Origin of the sequence: Acuticoccus kalidii, from assembly GCF_021556395.1 — a bacterium.
Taxonomy (GTDB): Bacteria; Pseudomonadota; Alphaproteobacteria; order Rhizobiales; family Amorphaceae; genus Acuticoccus; species Acuticoccus kalidii.
In genome coordinates this window covers 378,744-397,062 of the sequence record NZ_JAKGCS010000006.1, presented here as the reverse complement: position 1 = coordinate 397,062, position 18,319 = coordinate 378,744, and the positions used below count along the sequence as shown (strand labels likewise).

17 protein-coding genes are annotated in these 18,319 nt (G+C 68.9%); 13 read left to right on the top strand and 4 right to left on the bottom strand.

Annotated features, from left to right (window positions below):
- Positions 1-68: 68 nt before the first annotated feature.
- The 5 genes from araD to L1787_RS03110 all read left to right on the top strand — a co-directional run bounded on the left by araD (position 69) and on the right by L1787_RS03110 (position 7,628).
- Positions 69-1,802 (top strand): L-arabinonate dehydratase, encoded by a 1,734-nt coding sequence (araD, locus tag L1787_RS03130; RefSeq protein WP_235707022.1) that lies wholly within the window; start codon positions 69-71, stop codon positions 1,800-1,802.
- Between the two features lie 12 nt (positions 1,803-1,814).
- Positions 1,815-3,020 (top strand): L-talarate/galactarate dehydratase, encoded by a 1,206-nt coding sequence (locus L1787_RS03125; protein ID WP_304523953.1) that lies wholly within the window; start codon positions 1,815-1,817, stop codon positions 3,018-3,020.
- Positions 3,017-3,736 carry a ribonuclease activity regulator RraA gene (locus tag L1787_RS03120; RefSeq protein ID WP_235707020.1) on the top strand — a complete coding sequence of 240 codons (720 nt, stop codon included), beginning with the start codon at positions 3,017-3,019 and terminating at the stop codon, positions 3,734-3,736. Before L1787_RS03125 ends, L1787_RS03120 begins: the two co-directional genes overlap by 4 nt.
- 136 nt (positions 3,737-3,872) lie before the next feature.
- Complete coding sequence (locus L1787_RS03115; protein WP_235707019.1) at positions 3,873-5,432, top strand: UxaA family hydrolase; 1,560 nt, start codon at positions 3,873-3,875, stop codon at positions 5,430-5,432.
- A 207-nt stretch (positions 5,433-5,639) separates the two neighbouring features.
- Positions 5,640-7,628, top strand: coding sequence for a DUF4139 domain-containing protein (locus L1787_RS03110; protein ID WP_235707017.1), 1,989 nt, complete (start codon positions 5,640-5,642; stop codon positions 7,626-7,628).
- Positions 7,629-7,697: 69 nt separating this feature from the next.
- On the opposite strand, the gene L1787_RS03105 is transcribed toward L1787_RS03110, so the two are convergent.
- Both L1787_RS03105 and L1787_RS03100 read right to left on the bottom strand, forming a co-directional pair.
- Positions 7,698-9,077, bottom strand: coding sequence for an ATP-binding protein (locus L1787_RS03105; protein ID WP_235707016.1), 1,380 nt, complete (start codon positions 9,075-9,077; stop codon positions 7,698-7,700).
- A 2-nt stretch (positions 9,078-9,079) separates the two neighbouring features.
- Positions 9,080-9,805: a response regulator gene (locus tag L1787_RS03100; RefSeq protein WP_235707014.1), complete on the bottom strand. Its 726-nt coding sequence runs from the start codon at positions 9,803-9,805 to the stop codon at positions 9,080-9,082.
- 179 nt (positions 9,806-9,984) lie between these two features.
- Between L1787_RS03100 and L1787_RS03095 the strand changes: the two genes are divergently transcribed.
- The 6 genes from L1787_RS03095 (at position 9,985) to L1787_RS03070 (ending at position 15,470) form a co-directional block, all read left to right on the top strand.
- A complete protein-coding gene (locus tag L1787_RS03095; protein WP_235707012.1) occupies positions 9,985-10,701 on the top strand; it encodes an EF-hand domain-containing protein in 717 nt (238 codons plus the stop codon).
- 293 nt (positions 10,702-10,994) lie between these two features.
- Entirely contained in the window at positions 10,995-11,765 is a 771-nt protein-coding gene (locus tag L1787_RS03090) for a 4'-phosphopantetheinyl transferase family protein (RefSeq protein ID WP_235707011.1), read from the top strand.
- A 68-nt stretch (positions 11,766-11,833) separates the two neighbouring features.
- A complete protein-coding gene (locus L1787_RS03085; protein WP_235707010.1) occupies positions 11,834-13,270 on the top strand; it encodes a hypothetical protein in 1,437 nt (478 codons plus the stop codon).
- Complete coding sequence (locus L1787_RS03080) at positions 13,260-13,760, top strand: hypothetical protein (protein WP_235707009.1); 501 nt, start codon at positions 13,260-13,262, stop codon at positions 13,758-13,760. Before L1787_RS03085 ends, L1787_RS03080 begins: the two co-directional genes overlap by 11 nt.
- Positions 13,761-13,845: 85 nt before the next feature.
- Positions 13,846-14,967, top strand: a complete 1,122-nt coding sequence (locus L1787_RS03075) for a hypothetical protein (protein WP_235707008.1) — start codon at positions 13,846-13,848, stop codon at positions 14,965-14,967.
- Positions 14,964-15,470, top strand: coding sequence for a hypothetical protein (locus L1787_RS03070; protein ID WP_235707007.1), 507 nt, complete (start codon positions 14,964-14,966; stop codon positions 15,468-15,470). Before L1787_RS03075 ends, L1787_RS03070 begins: the two co-directional genes overlap by 4 nt.
- A gap of 5 nt (positions 15,471-15,475) precedes the next feature.
- Here L1787_RS03070 and L1787_RS03065 read toward each other — a convergent pair whose 3' ends face one another.
- Together L1787_RS03065 and L1787_RS03060 are read right to left on the bottom strand one after the other, a co-directional pair.
- A complete protein-coding gene (locus L1787_RS03065) occupies positions 15,476-15,796 on the bottom strand; it encodes a DMT family transporter (RefSeq protein ID WP_235707006.1) in 321 nt (106 codons plus the stop codon).
- A 164-nt stretch (positions 15,797-15,960) separates the two neighbouring features.
- Positions 15,961-16,458 (bottom strand): hypothetical protein, encoded by a 498-nt coding sequence (locus L1787_RS03060; RefSeq protein WP_235707005.1) that lies wholly within the window; start codon positions 16,456-16,458, stop codon positions 15,961-15,963.
- A 211-nt stretch (positions 16,459-16,669) separates the two neighbouring features.
- Between L1787_RS03060 and L1787_RS03055 the strand changes: the two genes are divergently transcribed.
- Both L1787_RS03055 and L1787_RS03050 read left to right on the top strand, forming a co-directional pair.
- Positions 16,670-16,984, top strand: a complete 315-nt coding sequence (locus tag L1787_RS03055) for a hypothetical protein (protein ID WP_235707000.1) — start codon at positions 16,670-16,672, stop codon at positions 16,982-16,984.
- Positions 16,985-17,126: 142 nt separating this feature from the next.
- Complete coding sequence (locus L1787_RS03050) at positions 17,127-18,275, top strand: trypsin-like peptidase domain-containing protein (RefSeq protein ID WP_235706998.1); 1,149 nt, start codon at positions 17,127-17,129, stop codon at positions 18,273-18,275.
- Positions 18,276-18,319 lie beyond the last annotated feature (44 nt).

Below are 18,319 nucleotides of genomic sequence, written 5' to 3'. Positions count from 1 at the left end.
CGCGCCCCATCGCCCCGTCCGTCCCGATCCGACCGTGGTCGATGGGCTGCCGATTCCCCGAGGAACAGATGACAAAGAAGACCTATGACGAGCTTCGGTCCGCGCGCTGGTTCGCGCCGGACGACCTGCGTTCCTTCGGCCACCGCTCGCGCACGATGCAGATGGGCTATGGACCGGAAGACTGGGAGGGGCGCCCCGTCGTCGCCATCATCAACACATGGTCGGACGCCCAGCCCTGCCACATGCACTTCAAGGACCGTGTGGAGTGGGTGAAGCGCGGCGTTCTCCAGGCCGGTGGTTTCCCGCTGGAGTTGCCGGCTTTGTCGCTGTCGGAAAGCTACGTGAAGCCGACCACGATGCTCTATCGCAACATGCTCGCGATGGAGACGGAGGAGCTGTTGCGCTCCCATCCGGTCGACGGCGCGGTCCTCATGGGCGGTTGCGACAAGACGACCCCCGGTCTCGTGATGGGCGCCACCTCCATGGGTCTGCCCTTCGTCTACCTGCCGGCCGGTCCGATGCTGCGCGGCAATTATGCCGGCCAGGCGCTCGGCTCCGGCACCGACGCGTGGAAATTCTGGGATGAGCGCCGGGCCGGCAACATCGACAAGGACGAGTGGACCGGCATCGAAGGCGGCATCGCCCGCTCCTACGGTCACTGCATGACGATGGGGACCGCCTCGACGATGACGGCGATCGCCGAGGGCCTCGGAATCACCTTGCCCGGCGCCTCCTCGATCCCGGCGGCGGACGCGGGGCATCAGCGCATGTCCGCCTCGTGCGGGCGGCGGATCGTCGAGATGATCTGGGACGATCTCACCCCCGACAAGATCATCACCGAGGCCGCCGTCACCAACGCGGTGACCGTCGCGATGGCGACGGGCTGCTCGACCAATGCGATCATCCACCTCATCGCGATGGCGCGCCGGGCGGGCATTGCGCTCGAACTCGACGACCTCGACAGGATCGGCCGCACCACGCCGGTGATCGCCAATGTGCGCCCCTCCGGCAAGGGCTACCTGATGGAGGACTTCTATTATGCCGGCGGCCTGCGCGCGCTGATGGTCAATCTCGGCGACAAGCTCGACCAGTCGGCGATGACCGTCTCCGGCAAGACGGTCGGCGAGGCGATCGACGGTGCCAAGGTGTTTAACGACGACGTCATCCGCCCGCTCGACAATCCGGTCTATCACGAGGGCTCGCTCGCGGTCCTCAAGGGCAATCTCGCCCCCGACGGTGCGGTCATCAAGCCGGCGGCGTGCGATCCGAAATTCTACAAGCATGCCGGGCCGGCCCTCGTCGCCGACAGCTATGACGAGCTGAAGACGATCGTGAACGATCCCGACTATCCGATGACGGCCGACACCGTCCTCGTGCTGCGCAATGTCGGCCCGCAGGGTGGGCCGGGGATGCCGGAATGGGGGATGCTCCCGGTCCCGCAGGCGCTCATCAAGCAAGGCATTCGCGACATGGTGCGCATGTCGGACGCGCGGATGTCCGGCACCTCGTACGGGGCGTGCATTCTCCACGTGGCGCCCGAGGCGTTCGTCGGCGGGCCGCTGGCGCTCCTGCAGAATGGCGATATCGTCGAGCTCGACGTGCCGAACCGCACGCTCAATATGCGCGTCTCGGACGAGGAGCTCGCCGCCCGCCGCGCCGCCTGGAAGGCGCCCGAGCCGAATTATGGTCGCGGCTACGGATATATGTTCTCCAAGCACATCGAGCAGGCCGACAAAGGCTGCGATTTCGACTTCCTGCGGACGGAATTCGGGCCGAAAGTGCCCGAGCCGGCGATCCATTAGGAGGAGGAACCGATGGACCTTGGAGACATCAAGCCGGGCCGCGAGCGGCTGATCCCGGCGAATCCGATGCAGGCCGGCCTCGAAGCCGGCCCGGCGACCCTCGACCGGATCGCACGGGTGAAAATCTCGGCGGCGGCCCTGCCGCTGGCAAACCCGATTTCCGACGCCAAGGTGCTCACCGGGCGGCAAAAGCCGCTGACCGAGGTCGCCTTCCTGTTCGCCGAGATCGAGACCGAAGGCGGCCTCGAGGGGCTCGGCTTCTCCTACTCCAAGCGCGCCGGCGGGCCGGGCCTTTACGCCCACGCCAAGGAAATCGCCCACGAGCTGATCGGCGAGGATCCGTCCGACACCGCGCGGATCTGGACGAAGCTCACCTGGGCCGGCGCCTCGGTCGGCCGTTCCGGCCTCGCGACGCAGGCGATCGCCGCTTTCGACGTCGCCCTTTGGGATCTCAAGGCGAAGCGGGCGGGCCTGCCGCTCGCCAAGCTCCTCGGCGCGCACAGGGACGGGGTCCGGTGCTACAACACCTCGTCGGGCTTCCTCTCCTCACCGATCGAAGAGGTCCGCGAAAAGATCGACATCGCGCTCGAAAAGGGCATCGAGGGCATCAAGATCAAGGTCGGCCAGCCCGACCCGATGATCGACATCGAGCGGCTCGAGGCTGTGCGCGCCCATATCGGCGGCTCACGGCCGCTGATGATCGACGCCAACCAGCAATGGGACCGGGTGACGGCGCTGCGCTTCGGCCGCATCGTCGAGCCGCTCAATCTCGAATGGATCGAAGAGCCGCTCGACGCCTATGACGCGGAGGGCCACGCCGCGCTCGCCCGCGAGCTCGCGACGCCGATCGCGACGGGCGAGATGCTGACCTCGGTGGCGGAGCATTACGAGCTGATCCGCAACGATTCCGTCGATTTCATCCAGCCGGACGCGCCGCGCGTCGGCGGCATCACGCCGTTCCTCAAGATCTGCGCGCTCGCCGACCACAAACGCCTCCGCCTCGCTCCGCATTTCGCGATGGAGATCCACCTCCACCTCGCCGCGGCCTACCCGCACGAGCCGTGGGTGGAGCATTTCGAGTGGCTGGAGCCCCTCTTCAACGAGCGCCTCGAGATCAAGGACGGCCGAATGTTGGTGCCCGGCCGACCGGGACTCGGCCTGACGCTGAGCGATCAGGCGCGCCGCTGGACGTCCGACACCTTCGAGGCCAAGTCATGACCGACCCCAATCCCGAGACCATCGCGAAACTGCGAAAGGTCTCCGTCGCAACCCTCGCGACCGCGCTCTATAAGCGCGGCCTGCGCAACCAGACCATCCAGGACGTGCGTCCGGTGAAGCCGAAGGGCCGCAACATGGTCGGCCCGGCCTTCACGCTGCGCTACATGCCGGCGCGCGAGGACCGCAACACGCTCGACGTGTTCCGCAATCCCCAGCACCCGCAACGCCATGCGGTCGAGACCTGCCCGGCCGGCGCGGTCTTCGTGATGGATTCGCGCAAGGATCCGCGCGCCGCTTCGGCGGGCGACATCCTGGTGACGCGGATGATGAAGCGCGGCGTCGAGGGCGTCGTCACCGATGGCGGCTTCCGCGACGCGATGCGGATCAGCGAGCTCGAGATCCCCGCCTATCACAACCGCCCCTCGCCGCCGACGAACCTCACCCTCCACGAGGCGATCGACCTCAATGTGCCGATCGGCTGCGGCGACGTCGCCGTCTTTCCCGGCGACATCGTGGTGGGCGACGACGACGCCGTCATCGTCATTCCCGCCCATCTCGCCGACGAAGTGGCAGACGAGGCCACCAACATGACGGCCTACGAGGATTTCGTCGTCTCGCGCGTGCGGGACGGACACACCATCGTCGGCCTCTACCCCGCGACGAAGGACGAGAATCTCGCCCTCTTCGAGGAGTGGAAGAAGGCCAACGGCCGCTGAGCCGAACGCGTCCGGTGGCCGCCACGCGCGGCCGCCGGTCCGACCGATGGGCCCGACGAGCGGGCCTCCTGATTCGCCGCAATCCCGGCCGACGAGCGCCGCGCGCCTCGGCCCCACCGTGGGACATATCCGCACTATGAGCGACAGCGCCACTCTCGCCACCGCACCGACCCGGCCGAACGACCCCGTCATCCGCCTCGATCCGGCCGACAATGTCGTCGTCGCCCGCGAGGCGATCCCGGCCGGCACGCATATCGGCTCGGAAGACGTGACGACGCTCGCCGACATCCCCTTCGGCCACAAGATCGCGACCCACCCGATCAAGAAGGGCGATCCCGTCCTGAAATACGCGACGATCATCGGATTCGCCGGGGAGGACATCGCGCCCGGCACCTACATGCACACCCACAATGTGCTGATGGACGGCTTCGAGAAGGACTATCGCCACGGCCTCGATTATGTGCCGACCGAGAAGCTGCCGGCGGCCGAGCGCGCCACCTTCATGGGCTTCAAGCGCCCCGACGGCCGCGTCGGCACGCGCAATTATATCGGCCTCTTCATCACGGTGAACTGCTCCGCGACCGTGGCGCGCAAGATCGGCGCCTATTTCGACGAGGACCGGCTCGCCGACTTCCCGAATGTCGACGGCGTGGTGCCCTTCATCCACGAGCAGGGCTGCGGGATGGAGCTGACGGGCGAGCCGATGGATCTGCTGCGCCGCACGCTCGCGGGCTATATCCGCCATCCGAACATGGCGGGCGCGGTCGTCCTGTCGCTCGGCTGCGAGCGCAACAATCTGCCCAAATTCTTCGAGGAGCAGAGCCTCGCCGCCGGCAAGATGCTCCACACCGTGACGATGCAGGACGTCGGCGGCACGGCGGCGGCGATCGAGGCCGGCAAGAAGGCCGTGCGCGAAATGCTGCCCGAAGCCAACAAGGCGACGCGCGAGCCGTGCTCGGCCGAGCACATCTCGATCGGCCTCCAATGCGGTGGCTCGGACGGTTTTTCCGGTCTGTCGGCGAACCCCGCGCTCGGCAAGGCGGTCGACATCCTGGTGCGCCATGGCGGCACCGCGATGCTGTCGGAGACGCCGGAGCTCTACGGCGTCGAACACACCCTCACCGCCCGCGCCCGCACCGCCGAGATCGGCCAGAAATTCGTCGAGCGGATCGACTGGTGGCTCGACCATACGCGTGGCCGCGACACGCAGATCAACGGTGTCGTCTCCCCCGGCAACCAGGCGGGCGGGATCGCGAACGTCATCGAGAAGGCGCTCGGCGGCTCCAAGAAAGGCGGCTCGACGGGGATCGAGGGCGTCTTCAAATATGCCGAGCCGGTCGATGCGCACGGGCTCGTCATCATGGACACGCCGGGCTTCGATCCGGTGGCGGCGACCGGGCAGATCGCCGGCGGCGCCAATCTCGTCTGCTTCACCACCGGGCGCGGATCCTGCTTCGGCTCCTATCCCTCCCCGACGATCAAGCTCGCCACCAACACGCCGATGTACGAGCGCATGGTCGGCGACATGGACATCAATTGCGGTCCGGTGATCGACGGCGTGAAGACGCTCGACGAGATGGGCGAGGAGATCTTCGCCAAGATCCTCGCCGTCGCCTCCGGCGAACGGTCGAAGAGCGAAGCGATGGGCGTCGGCGAGGAAGAGTTCGCGCCCTGGCCGATCGGCGTCACCGGCTGATCACGCCCCGCTAACGCCCCCGCGGCGATCGCCCAAGGAGGCGGTCGCCGCGGGAAAACTCTGCCTGCGCCTTCCATCCTCCCACCCCGTCCCGCGCCGTCGGCGCGGCCTTCCCCGATGCGCGGGACGGCAAGGCGCGCGCCATCGATCCGCTTTGCGGGCGAGGGCCGACATGCTACGCCCTCGCGCCACAGAGCGGAGTTGCGTATGCCGGTCCTTCGTACCCTCGGCGCTTTTGCCGTCATCATCGCGGCGAGTGTCCCCGCGATCGCCCAGGATCCAACCGACGTGAATGCTGACCCCAATATCGCGGTGACGCGCGTCACCCTCGCGACGGGCGGTCTTGCCGAGGTCGAGGGGGCGATGAACGCGCCCGGCTCGGTGATGCGCCTCGCGATCGAGCGGCCGCAGGTGGCCGACGTCCTGCGCACCCTCGTCGTCACCGGCGATACCCCCGTCGTGTCGATCGACATGCCGGCGGCCGAGCCGATCGGCGCGCGATCGCCCGCCGGCCGTCTCCTCGCCGGCGATCTGTCGGACCCGCTCACCGTGCTCGGCGCCCTCGTCGGCGAGACGGTTCAGTTGAAGGGCGGACCTGTTGCCGCCGAGGGCCGGCTTCTCGGATTCACGCCGATCATGATCCCGCCGACGGCCGAAGGCGAGCCGCGCCCCGCCGTGCGCGTCTCGCTCGCGGCCAGCGACGGCACCGTCCGCTATGCGACCTTCCCCTCCCTCGACACCCTGTCGATCGAGGGTGACGCCGTCGCGCGGCGGATGGCCGAGCTGATGCCCGCGCTCGGCGAGAGCGTCGATGACGGGCGCCGCCAGCTCGCCGTGAAGCTCGCTCATGACGGGCTCGCACGCTTTTCCTTCGTGGTGCCCACCACCGTGTGGCGACCGTCTTATCGCGCCCTGATCGATGCGGAGGGCCAGGTCGACCTCCAGGGCTGGGCGACGCTCGAAAACACCACCGGGCTCGACTGGAACGGGATCGATCTGCGGCTCGCCGTCGGAACGCCCGTCGCCTATCAGCAGGACGTCTATTCCCCGCTCCGCACGAGCCGTCCCGTCGCCCCGTTCGAGGTCGGCCGCACCGCCGAAACGGATATCGTCGCCGCCTCAGCCGCCGATGTCTTCGCCGAAGCGCAAATGGCGGCGCCGGCGCCGATGGTCGCCGGTCGCATGGCGCGGCAGAAATTCGCCGACGAGGCGATGGACGCCGCCCCGCTCATGACGGGCGGCGAAGCCCTCGTCGGTAGCGCGAGCACCACCTTCATCGTCCCCGAGAAGATCGACCTCGACGCCGGCCGTACACTCTCCGTGCCCTTCCTCTCGGCCGCGAAGGAGGCGAGCCGCATCGCCTATGTCGACCTCGCGCGGGGCACCGACGCGATGGACGCGCTCGAACTCGCCTTCGATGCCGACGCGACCGTTCCCGGCGGCCTCATCGCCGTCTACGATGCGGACGGGTTCGCCGGTGATGCGCGCTTTGCCGGCGCCGATGGCGGCGAGGTCCGCATCCTCCCCTTCGCCCACACCGCCGATCTCGACGTCACGATGACGGACAGAGCGAGCCAGAGCCTCGTCAACGCCTCGCTTCGCGCCGGAACGCTCCGCCTCACCCGCAATCAGGTGACGCGGACCACCCTCGCGCTCGACGCCAAACAGCCGGTGACGCTGGTCGCCGACCAGAATCACGCCTCGGGCACCGATTACAGCATCGAGGCGAGCGACGGCGTCGGCACCGAGATCGCCCCGCTCGACGATCGTCGCGCCCGGCTACGCGCGGAGCTGCCGGCAGGCGCGAGCCGTATCGAGATTGTGGCGACGCGGCCGCAGATCGAGGGCTACCGCATCACGACGCTCTCGACGCCGATGATCGAGGAGGTCCTCGCCCTCGGCGGCAGGCTCGACGACGACACCCGCGCGAGCCTCGAACGCGTCATCGCGATGACGGCGGAGATCGCGGCGCTCGATCGGCGCATCCAGTCGGCCGAGGCCGATATCGCGGACCTGCGCGAGGCGGTGAAGATCGACCGTGAGAATCTCGAAGCGATCGATGTCAGCACGCCCGAAGGCGGTCAGGTGCGCCAGCGCATCGTCGAACGCACCAACACGATCGACACCCGCCTTCAGGAGCTGCGCACGCTTCGCCGCGACAAGCTCGAAGCCGAGGCCGCGCTCGGCGCGATCTGAACCGGCGGCCGGCGGGTCACGGCCCGTCTCGCCAGTCCCGCCGTCCGGCGCGCCGTCGACGCGTTCGCGCTAGGCGCGCTTCGCCGCTCCGGGCGCTGGCCGGTCGAGGGCGGGAAGTCGGATCGTCACGCGCAGGCCGGGCCGACCCTCGCGATTGTCGAGGCGGATGGTGCCGCCATGGGCGTGAACGATCGTCCTGGCGATCGAGAGACCGAGACCCGCGCCGCCCGTGTCGGCGCTGCGCGATTGTTCGAGCCGCGTGAAGGGCTCGAACACCTCCACCAGCCGTTCCGGCGGAATACCCGGCCCGTCATCCTCCACCGTAATCACCGCGTCCGCCGCCTCGCGACGAACATAAACGTCGGCCGTCTCGGCATAGCGCCGCGCATTTCCGACGATGTTGCCGAGCGCCCGCGACAGCGCCACCGGCCGCCCGGTAACCTCCAGCTCGGCGGGACCGTGATAGCGAACGCGCGCCCCGTCGGCGTCGCAAAAGCCACGGGCGAGCGCGGCGAGATCCACCGTCTGCGCCGCCTCCCGCTCCGCCTCGCTGCGCCCCCATGACAGCAGCCCGTCGGCCATGACGCGCATCTCGTCGAGCGTCTTCACCATCGCGTCGCGCGTCTCGTCGTCGAGCATCTCCGCGCGGATGCGCAACGAGGTGATCGGCGTGCGCAGATCGTGTCCGACGGCGGCGATGGTGCGGGCGCGGTCGGCGTTGAACTCGGCGATCCGCTCCTGCATCGCGTTGAAGGCTTCGGCCGCGCGGCGCACCTCGCCGGGACCGCCGAGCGGCACACGCGCCCCGGTGTCGCCCTGCCCGGCCCGCTCGGCGGCATCGCCCAGCGCGCGGATCGGCCGCGTGAGCCGGCGAATGAACCAGATCGCGACGACCGTCACCGCGAGCACCGAAAGCCCCAGCGCGAAGAGGACGCCGCGGCTTGCGAAAGGCGGCGGGCCATCCGGCCGTATCTGCCGCACGTTCAGCCATTCTCCGCCCGGCAGCGCGATCGAGACCATGACGTCGAGCCCGCCCCACCGGCGCCAATGGCGGCGATGATGGCGGCGGTCTTCGAGGTCCGCGACGGTGGCATTCACCTCCTCCGGTGCGAGGCCGAGCGCCGCGGCGATCCGCTCGGCGAGATCGCGCGAGACGGTATCGGGCGCCGTCTCGGCAACCCTAGGACCCGGCGCAATATCGACGCGCAGGAACGGCGTCGACACGGCGACGGCAACGCCGCCCCGCTGCGCACGCGGCAGCTCGGCGACCACGGACGCAACCGCCGTGATGCGATCGATCTGCGCCCCGCGCCGCACCTCGCGCACGACGCGCGCCTGCTCCGAGTTCAAGAGGACGATCGCGACGACGTTCGCGCTCACCATCGCCGCGAGGAGCAGGATGACGAGCTGACCGGCCAGGCTCTTCGGCATCCACCAGCGCCGCGCCATCGTCAGCCCTCCTCCTCCGCGTCGGCCGTGACGTCGGCGGCGAGGCGATAGCCCCCGCCCCATTCGGTCACGATGATCGCGGGCTTCTTGGGGTCGAGCTCGATCTTGCGGCGCAACCGGCTCACCTGATTGTCGATCGCGCGATCATAAGGCTTCGCCTCCCGCCCGGCCGTGAGGTCGAGGAGCTGATCGCGCGTCAGGACGGCCCGGGGACGGTCGAGAAAGACGGTGAGGAGACGGCTCTCCGCCGATGTGAGGTCGACGACCGCCTCCGTCTCCCTATGGCGAAGCGTGCGGGCGTTCGGATCGTGCACGAAGGCGGCGAAGCGGCGTCGCCCGGTGGGCGGGGTCGCCGGTGTCGGCGGGACGCGGCGCAACACGGCGCGGATGCGGGCGAGCAGTTCGCGCGGATTGAAGGGCTTCACGACATAATCGTCGGCGCCGAGCTCCAGACCGACGATCCGGTCCGCGTCGTCGGCCATCGCGGTGAGCAAGATGACCGGCGGCCCGCCGCGCCCGGTGATCCAGCGGCAGAGGCTGAGCCCGTCCTCGCCCGGCATCATCACGTCGAGCACGACGAGATCGATCGCGCCGTTGCCGATGGTCTCGCGCGCGGCCGCCGCATCAGCGGCGAGGCTCACCCGGTGGCCATGCTTCTTGAGGTAGGCGCCGAGCGGCTCGCGGATGTCGCGCGCGTCGTCGACGACGAGGATGTGCGGATCGGTCATGCTCTTCGATTAGCGGTTTCCGGCCGCCTTGCAGAAGAACTTTGTCGCAATATGTAACGAGTGTCAGACGTTGCGACGGGACGAGACAAACACCCCTCGTCCCCGACACACATCCTGCGGCCCGGCGCGTTAGGTCACGTTCGTCGAACACGACACGCCCGTAACAAGGATGAGTAACGATGAAGAAATCTCTGACCCTCGCCACGATCCTCGTCGGTAGCATCGCCGCCAGCGCGCTCGGCACCTCCGCCTCCGCGCATGGTCCGGACCGCGGGCCCGGTTTCTATGGCGGCCCCGGCGGCCCCGGCGCCTTTCGTCATGGCGGTATGCGCGGCCCGGGCGGGTTCATGATGATGAAGATGATCCGCGAGGCCGACACCGACGGCGACGGTTCGCTCTCGCAGGAGGAGATCGACGCCTTCATCGCGAGCAAGGTCGAACTCGGCGACGAAGACGGTGACGGCAACATCACGCTCGACGAGTTCGAGGCGATCTGGCTCGATCTCACCCGTCCGATGATGGTCCGCACCTTCCAGTTCTTCGACCCGGACGGCAGCGGCGACATCAGCGGCGACGAGGTGGACGAGCATTTTGGCGGCCTCGTCGAGAAGTTCGACCGCAATGGTGACGGCGTGATCGACAAATCCGATCGCAAGCGGCCCCGCGCCGAGCGTCGCGGAGACCGCGAGCGGCATGGCTGGCGTCACGGCCGTGGCGATCGCGACCATGCCATGCGCCACGCCGACCGCCGCGGCGGCCCCGGCCGCGGAGAATGCGGCCCCATGCGCGGCATGGGTAACATGGGCGACATGCCCGGAATGGGCGGTATGAACGGTGCGGCCCCGACCGAAGCGCCGGCGGCCGACGCGCCCACGCAGGACGCCCCCGCCGAATAAGGCGCCCCGCGTCACGTTTTCCGGCGTCGCGACTCTGTCGCGGCGCCTTTATTTTTGCGCGATCGAGCCCCGGATGTTTCGCCGGACGAGCCTCCGACCGCGACGCGCCTCATCTTGAGATTCGCCATCCCGCGCGATAATCCCGTCGCCGTATCCGTCCGATTGTGGCGGCTGGCCGGCCGCGATCGATTTTTGTTTGCGAGGACGCCCGCGCGGTCATCTCTGTTATCCTCGCGCCGCCCACGCCCGGCCATTCAAAGGAGGCCAGCCTTGCGAGCATGGCGGGAGACCGCATGAGCCCGACCGTCGATCCCGCGAACGATGGCGAGCCGGCCGATGAGCGCGTCGTCCGGGTGTGGATCTGGCGGCTCGACCTTACGGTCTATGACGGCAAGGACGACACCGTCTCGCCCGAGGATGAAGCGCTTCTCGATCCGGCCGAACGGCGCAAAGCCGATGGTTTCGTCTTCCCGCGCGACCGTCGGCGCTATGTCGTCGCCCATGCCGCCGTGCGGCGCATCCTCGGCGGATGTCTCGGCGTCGCGCCCAAGGCGCTGACCTTCACGCTCGGCACCTACGGCAAGCCCTATCTGGTGCGACGCGCCGGCCAGGCGGATCTTCGTTTCTCCCTCAGCCACACCAGCGAATATGCAGCGCTCGGCGTCACCGAGGGTGCCGATATCGGGCTCGATATCGAAGCCGTGCGGCCGGTCGAGCGCGCGCTCGCGACGCGCTTTTTCGCGCATGAAGAGGTGCGCTTTCTCGACACCCATCTCGGCCCCGGCGGACGAATGTCCGACCCGTGGCAGAACGCCTTTTTCCGTGTCTGGACCGCCAAGGAGGCGGTGATCAAGGCGCTTGGTCGCGGCCTGTCGATGCCGCTCGACGGCTTTGCCGTCGGTCTCGAGCCCGCCCCGCATCTCATCCGCCTCGACGAGGCGCCGGAGAGTGCCGGCGCCTGGCAGATCGAGCCGCTCACCGTTCCCCCGGAGATCATGGGATCGATCGCGCTGCCGAGCCGCGGCTGGACGGTCCGTTACGAGACGCTGCCGCCAGCCGGTTGATTTGCGCCGCGGTCTTGATCGAACGGGCGCGCCGTGCCGATATCGCCCGCGAACGAGACGACGGTGTCATGACGCCCCGCTATTGGTCCGACCATGCGCACAGCGAGTTCGCGGCTCTTTTCGAAGACCGCCTCTATAGCGATCGCTTCAAGGATGCGCTCGCGGACGCGTTGATTCGTGGCTGGCCGCCCAATCGAGACAAGCCGGTCTGGGCGCTCGCGGTCCTCGTCGCCGCGCTCGGCAAGACCGGCGGTGCGGAGCGGGCCGGCGGCCTCCTCCTCCTCGCCCTCTCGCCGGACGAGGTGTTCGCTCGCCTCGCCGCCCACCCCGCCAGCGATCCCGCCACGGTGACGATCGAGCCGCTCGGCCGCGTCGTCCGCCTCGGCGCCTTCGAGGCGATCATCACGCTCGGCCGCACCCGGATCGCGCTGTTGCGCAAGCTCGCCGAGTTCCTCCTCGCCGCCGACGATTATCGCCACACCGCCGACGTGACCGCGATCCTCGACGCCTTGGCCGCACCCGGCGGGGTCGACGAAACCGCCTTCCGGGAGGGGGTGCGCGCGCTGGCGCGCCGGCTCTACGACTATCGCAAGATCCATTTCGCGGAGGGGCACGCCGCCTCGGGCTTCGATTTCATCAAACGCACGCTCGGCGGCTCGCCCCGCCGCGAAACGAGCGACGACGAAATCTTCGCCCTCTGGCGAGACCCGCAGAACCGCTATTTCGTGATGTACCGCACCGCGCTCCTGACGGCGCTCGACTTTCTCGCGATGCGACGCGCCCTCGCCGAACGCGGCGCGTTCGAGACGGCGGGTTCGGTCGAGGATCCGCTTCTCGCCCGCACCCTCGGCGGGCGCGAGGAGGACGACGGCGGGCTCGATTTCGCCGCGCTCGAACCGGACGACACGCCGCTCGCCGCCTTGCGCGAGACCGACCTCAAGACTTACGCCCAGGCCGAGCTCGACGTCCTGGAGCTTGTCGCGGCGACCTTGCCGGAGGGGGAGCGCCGGCCGCGCGCGCTGCTCCGCCTCCTCGCCTTCCACCCGATCCAGTCTGGTCTCTCCAACTCCCTTCGCACGGGGCGGTCGAAGGTGCCGCTCGAGGAGCGGGTGACGTGCGTGGAGGCGGCGGACTATCACAAGATCGACCAGCGTCTCGCCGCCATGGGTGAGCGGACGGCCGGATGGCTCGCGGTGCTCCTCTCTTTGTCGAGCGCGAACGACGATGCGCGCACCGCCGCCGTGCGGGACAAAGGCCGCGCCATTCTCACCCGCAGCCGGTCGCAGAGCTTCGCCCACCCGCCCGAGGTCCTGCGTGCGCGTTTCGAGGCGATCCGCGCTGCGCTCCTCGCCCTCGCGGGCATGATCGCCACCGCCCGCACGCAGATCGCCGCGCACGGCCGCGTCCATCCTTTGTGCGAGGCGTTCGAGGCCGACAAGGCCGCGTTCGCCGCGGAGTTCACGCGCCGCTACAGGCCCGCCCGAGGAGGCGCCGATGGCGGATGAGGATCCCCTCAAGGCCGCGATGGTCGATGCGATCGCCGCGCGGACCCTCGCCGAGAGCGCCGATCCCGGCACGCGGATCGGCGTCGCCGAGCTTGCCCGCCGCGCCGCCTCCCGCGAGACGTTCGCCGAGACCCGCGTCGTGCCGATCGGCGCGCTCGCCCTCTATCGGCGCCTTCGCGCGATCACGGCGCATGTCTCCTCGCCGACGGCCTTCGCGGCGGCGAGCGCGGAGGGACAGCGCCGCATCGTCGACGGCATCGAGATCCGCGTCGCGGTGGATGACGACGCCGTCTGGCTGATCCTGACGCTGCCCGAGGGTATCGCCCCCGAGGCGCTGGAGCTCGTCGGCGAGGACGGAACGCTCGTCCGCCTCCCGCTGACATCGCCGGTCGACGGGATCGTGCAGTTCGGCCTCTCGCGAACGGCCCCGCAGGAGGCCGACGCCGCCCGCCTCATCGAGAGCCCGACGACGCACATCTTCCTGATCTGAACCGGGCGCCGTCGCGGACCGGGAGGCTCTGTCATTCCGGCGAGGTGAAGGATAGGCTTGGCGTTCACGCCGATACCGAAAGCCCGTGACCGCGCTAACCACCCGCATCGACGAGACGAGTGCTCCGCCATTGAACGCCCGCCGCGTCGCCGTCCTGGTGCCGACGACGGGCGGCCTCGCGCGTGTCGTGCGGCTCGAGGAAAAGCCGCATCTCGGCCAGAGCACCGTGACCGGCGAGGGCGATTTCCGCCCCCTGCCGATCGCCGCCGACTATCACCGCCTCGCCGACGGGCCGCTGCGCGCGCTCGGCGACCAGACGGGGCCGTTCCATCTCACCCTGTCGGGGCGCGTGGAGGATGGGCGGAGCTGGGAGCTTCCGGTTCTCATCGCCCATCGCTTCGCCGCCCATGGCGCGGTCTTCGCCCCGGTCGCCGAGGCGGATATCGTCGTCTGGGCGACCGGCGCCGTCGATGGGACCCTGGCCCCGGCCGGCGCGGCGCGTCATATCGGCGAAAAGCTCGCCCATTCGCAGATCCTCGCCGAGGCCCGCCCCGAGGCGCGTCTGGTGGTCGCGTTGGCGCCCGGTCCGGCGGCGCAAGAGGCGCTCGCCGCTCTCCCGGCGGGGGCGGAATGCCTCCCCCTCGCGACGTTCGACGATATCGAGCGACTGACCGCCGGCGTGGCAGAAGGCGTAAAGCCGGCACGGCCACGCCCCCGCTTCCCGCGCACCGGGCGGTGGGGCGCGGTGGCGCTCGTCGCACTTCTCGTCGCGATCGGCTTTGGTGGTTCCATTCTCCTCGTGAAGGAGACCACGTTGAACCGGTTCAATTCCCTAATCCGCCTGGAACGGCTGAGCGCGCCGGACCGCGAGAGCTGCATTTCCGCCCACATGGAGGGCCGCCCGCTCGCTGCCGAGACGCTTCGGGTGGATGGTGAGGTCGCGACGATCGACGGCGACGGCGCCACATGCGCGCTGCGCTTCACCAACCGCGCCGCCTCGCCCGTGACCCTGACGCTCGACGATGGGTTCGCCGGCATCGTGATCGCCGGCGATTCGCCGGTCGGCCGGCCGATGGCGCTGTCGCCGGGCGCGTCCTACATGCTCGTTTTCCGTGCGCCGCCGGACGGACGGTCGAGCCGGCTTCTCGCCCGTTCGGAGACGGAGACGGCCGCCCTCACGATCACCAGCCGAGGAGAGCGCCGATGACCTCTCGCACCGGGCCGATCCGCGCGATCTGCCTCGCCGTCCTCCTGGCGCTGCCCGCCCCTCGCGCGCTCGCGGAGGCGATGCTCGAAGCCTATCCGGTGACCGACGCGCCGGTGAGCGCGATCCGGATCATCACCGCCCGCCCCCTCGCCGGCGAGACCTGCCGCGACGCTCTCTTCGACGGCCGCCCACTGGTGCGCGAGCGGCGCGAGGCGACCTTCGAGGAGACGATCGAGATCCGGCTCGACCGCCTCTGCCTGCTCGAATTGCGCAACGACGCCGACGACCGGACGCTCGAAATCCGCGTCGGCGAGCCTCTCGCAACGGTGGCGATCACCGCCGATCAGCGGCTTTTCCGCGGGATGGCGCTTTCCCCCGGTCAGACCACGACGGTGCCGATCCGCGCGCTCACCGTCGGCGCGCTCGTCGTTCCCGTCGATGTGCTGTGGGCGGACGACGCCATTTCCCCGGTGGAGCGCTTCGTGCTGCGCCTCACCGACTAGGTCGGTCAGGAGGGCGTCGACACCTTCATGAGGACGAGGCCCACGACGATGAGCGAGGCCGCCGCGATCCGCGCGACGCTCGCCGCTTCCCCGAGCACGACGATGCCGACCAGAAACGCGCCGACGGCCCCGATCCCGGTCCAGACCATATAGGCCGAGCCGAGTGGGAGGCTGCGCATCGAAATCGAGAGAAGCACGAAACTTCCAACCATCGCGACCGCCATCACGAGGGTCGGCACGAGGCGCGTGAACCCCTCCGACTGCTTCATGGCAAACGCCCAGACGACTTCGAGAAGCCCGGCGACAAGGAGCATAAACCAGGCCATATGGCCCTCCGAAACGTCAGGCCGTCCTGATTGGTGCCCATGATGGGAGAGGTCGTCCTCTAGAGCCGCAGGTAACGGCGGCGGATGGGATTGGCAAGTGGCCCCGCCGCGTTGTCACCTGCGGTTGATCGGTGGGGCGAACCGGCCTGCCGGCGGCGCAGCGCTCAGCCGTCGACGGTCATGTAGATCGCGAGCCCGGTGAAGCCGACGATCGCCAGCCGCCACCCCCAACGCATGGCGTGCCACCACACGGAGCTATCTGGAGCGCCGCGCGCACAGGCGTTGTACTTCTCCCATGTCTCGTACGGAAATTCGTCCCTAATGCAGCGACCGAGGCGGGCAATTTGCTCCTCGTTCGCCTTCCAACGAAAGTGGCCGAACAGGAGGATAAAGGGCGGCAGGAACCAGAGGACGAAAATGATGGGATCGGGGCTCACCGCGAACCGCGGATCCGACAAGATCTTACTCAGCAGGACATCTGAAACGTTTGGTCGGATGCCGGGAGAAAGCGTTGCGATGATGCTGAAGATCGCGCCGATCGCGATCGCGACATTACGCTCTAGAACGACCTGATCCTCGGTTCGCTTTGCAATTTCATCGCGTATCAATTCAAATTCTTTTAGACGAAATTGCTCTTCGGAGCTCACAACACCACCGCTCATATGCATCACCTTAAAATTGGGATCGAAACAATATTGCAGTAGCTAATATTGCGAATATTATCAGAGCAAGAAGCAACTTCAAGAATATCGCGCGTTGACATCTCCCTTCGCCGCACGCCAGGCCCACCACCCTCGCCCCCGTGAGGGCTCGCGCGAAAATCGCTCTCCCGTCTCCACCGCCTCCTTCGTCGCCTCATGAAGGAGCCTCGCCGTGCACCACGACTTCGCCGACCCGATCGTCATCCGCCTCGCGCGCCGCGTCTCGATCGCGCTGATTGCGCCGTTGTTCCTCATTCCGCTCGCCGTCCTCGCCGACGGGAGCGCGTCGCCCGAACCGCCCGCGCCCAGCGTGGAGCGGCCCGCGCCATCTTGCGCGGCGGGGCTCGCCCGCCTCGCGATCGCACGAGAGGCGGAGGCAGAGGCGGAGGCGAAGGCCGATGTGCGCACCGCGCCCTGCGTCTATCCCACGGAAACGCCCTACCAGACGGGCCCCTTGCGCCGCCGCGCGATGACGCGGACCGAGTGAGGCTTGAAGCCCCCGCCCACCTCGTTCATCCCTGACGGATCGCGGGCCGCGTGCCGAGGCTCCGCCCCACCCGGAGGATCGAGCCATGCAGCCGAGACGCGCTCTCCCTTCGAGGATCCGCTGCCGCGGGACGGCGGGGCGTTTGCGCGCGGGGCTCGCGGCGCTGCTCCTCCTCGCACACACGGCCGGAGCGGCGGCCCAGGTCGCGATCTATGCAGACGGGTCCGTGGGCGATCTCGACCCGCCCGCCGCAACGCGGCCGGGCGCGGAAGGGATCGACCGCGCGATCATCACATCGAGCGCGGCCGGCCGGATGCGCGCGGCCCGCGCCTATCATCCGGACGATCTGATCCGCCGCCTCGGACGGCCCGTCGGCCGCCTCTCGATCGCGGTCGAGACGGACGCGGGCCGGCAGGTCGGCTATTGCACCGCAACGCTGATCGCGGAGGATCTCCTCCTCACCAACCATCATTGCATCGCCAGAAATCCCGCCGGCCGAGCGACCGAGGCGGTTCTGTGGATGGGCTATCTGAAGCCGCGCAGCTCAGTGGGCGTCGAGCGCTATGACGTCACCCTAGATCCGGTCGAGGATTCCGCCGCGCTCGATTATGCGATCCACCGCGTCGACGGCGCGCCGGGCGCCAAATGGGGGACCGTGGCGCTCGATCCGGGCGGGGTCGTGCGCGACCTCCAATCCCTCTTCGTCGTCCATCATCCGGGCGGACGCGAGCAGCATGTGAGCCTCGCCTGCGCGACCCATTCGCCGGCGCTCGACGGCGCCGACATGCTCCATTTGTGCGACACGCTGCCGGGCTCCTCCGGCGCGCCGGTGTTCGACAATGAGAGCCGGGCGATGGTGGGCCTTCATTATCGCGCGGTCGTGCCGGGCGAGCTCAACGCCGCAAAACGCCTCCACGAGATCGTCGCCGCTTCGCCGACACTCCGACGCGCGGCGACACCGGCCACCATGAGCCGGGCGGCTGAGGTCTACGCCCTCGTCGCGGAAAGTCGGGATACGGCCGTTTTGAAACGATTCATCGAGACCTATCCCGATACCCCCGAAGCGCGCGCCGCGGCCCTCCGTCTCGACACGCTCGCCGACGCGGCCCCCGCCGACGAGGCCGGCCTCGTGCGCGAGACGCGCGACGCCGCCGAGGCCGGGGACCGGGCCGCGATGTACCGTCTCGGCGACATGTACTTCGCCGGCGACGGCGTTCCGCGCGACCAGACCGAGGCGATCCGCTGGTATCAGCGCGCCGCGACCGTTCGCGACGACAGGCAATCGAAATAACAGCCGCACCACCGCCGCCCGTCGATCCACCGGGACGGACGGAA

What these genes read in the sequence shown, in the direction of transcription:
- L1787_RS03105 (WP_235707016.1), bottom strand. Translation starts at nt 9,077, where the DNA reads ATGGCGCGGCGCTGGTGGATGCCGAAGAGCCTGGCCGGTCAGCTCGTC.
- L1787_RS03100 (WP_235707014.1), bottom strand. Translation starts at nt 9,805, where the DNA reads ATGACCGATCCGCACATCCTCGTCGTCGACGACGCGCGCGACATCCGC.
- L1787_RS03085 (WP_235707010.1), top strand. Translation starts at nt 11,834, where the DNA reads ATGACGCCCCGCTATTGGTCCGACCATGCGCACAGCGAGTTCGCGGCT.
- L1787_RS03080 (WP_235707009.1), top strand. Translation starts at nt 13,260, where the DNA reads ATGGCGGATGAGGATCCCCTCAAGGCCGCGATGGTCGATGCGATCGCC.
- L1787_RS03070 (WP_235707007.1), top strand. Translation starts at nt 14,964, where the DNA reads ATGACCTCTCGCACCGGGCCGATCCGCGCGATCTGCCTCGCCGTCCTC.
- L1787_RS03060 (WP_235707005.1), bottom strand. Translation starts at nt 16,458, where the DNA reads ATGAGCGGTGGTGTTGTGAGCTCCGAAGAGCAATTTCGTCTAAAAGAA.
- L1787_RS03095 (WP_235707012.1), top strand. Translation starts at nt 9,985, where the DNA reads ATGAAGAAATCTCTGACCCTCGCCACGATCCTCGTCGGTAGCATCGCC.
- L1787_RS03125 (WP_304523953.1), top strand. Translation starts at nt 1,815, where the DNA reads ATGGACCTTGGAGACATCAAGCCGGGCCGCGAGCGGCTGATCCCGGCG.
- L1787_RS03115 (WP_235707019.1), top strand. Translation starts at nt 3,873, where the DNA reads ATGAGCGACAGCGCCACTCTCGCCACCGCACCGACCCGGCCGAACGAC.
- L1787_RS03120 (WP_235707020.1), top strand. Translation starts at nt 3,017, where the DNA reads ATGACCGACCCCAATCCCGAGACCATCGCGAAACTGCGAAAGGTCTCC.
- L1787_RS03065 (WP_235707006.1), bottom strand. Translation starts at nt 15,796, where the DNA reads ATGGCCTGGTTTATGCTCCTTGTCGCCGGGCTTCTCGAAGTCGTCTGG.
- L1787_RS03110 (WP_235707017.1), top strand. Translation starts at nt 5,640, where the DNA reads ATGCCGGTCCTTCGTACCCTCGGCGCTTTTGCCGTCATCATCGCGGCG.
- araD (WP_235707022.1), top strand. Translation starts at nt 69, where the DNA reads ATGACAAAGAAGACCTATGACGAGCTTCGGTCCGCGCGCTGGTTCGCG.
- L1787_RS03090 (WP_235707011.1), top strand. Translation starts at nt 10,995, where the DNA reads ATGAGCCCGACCGTCGATCCCGCGAACGATGGCGAGCCGGCCGATGAG.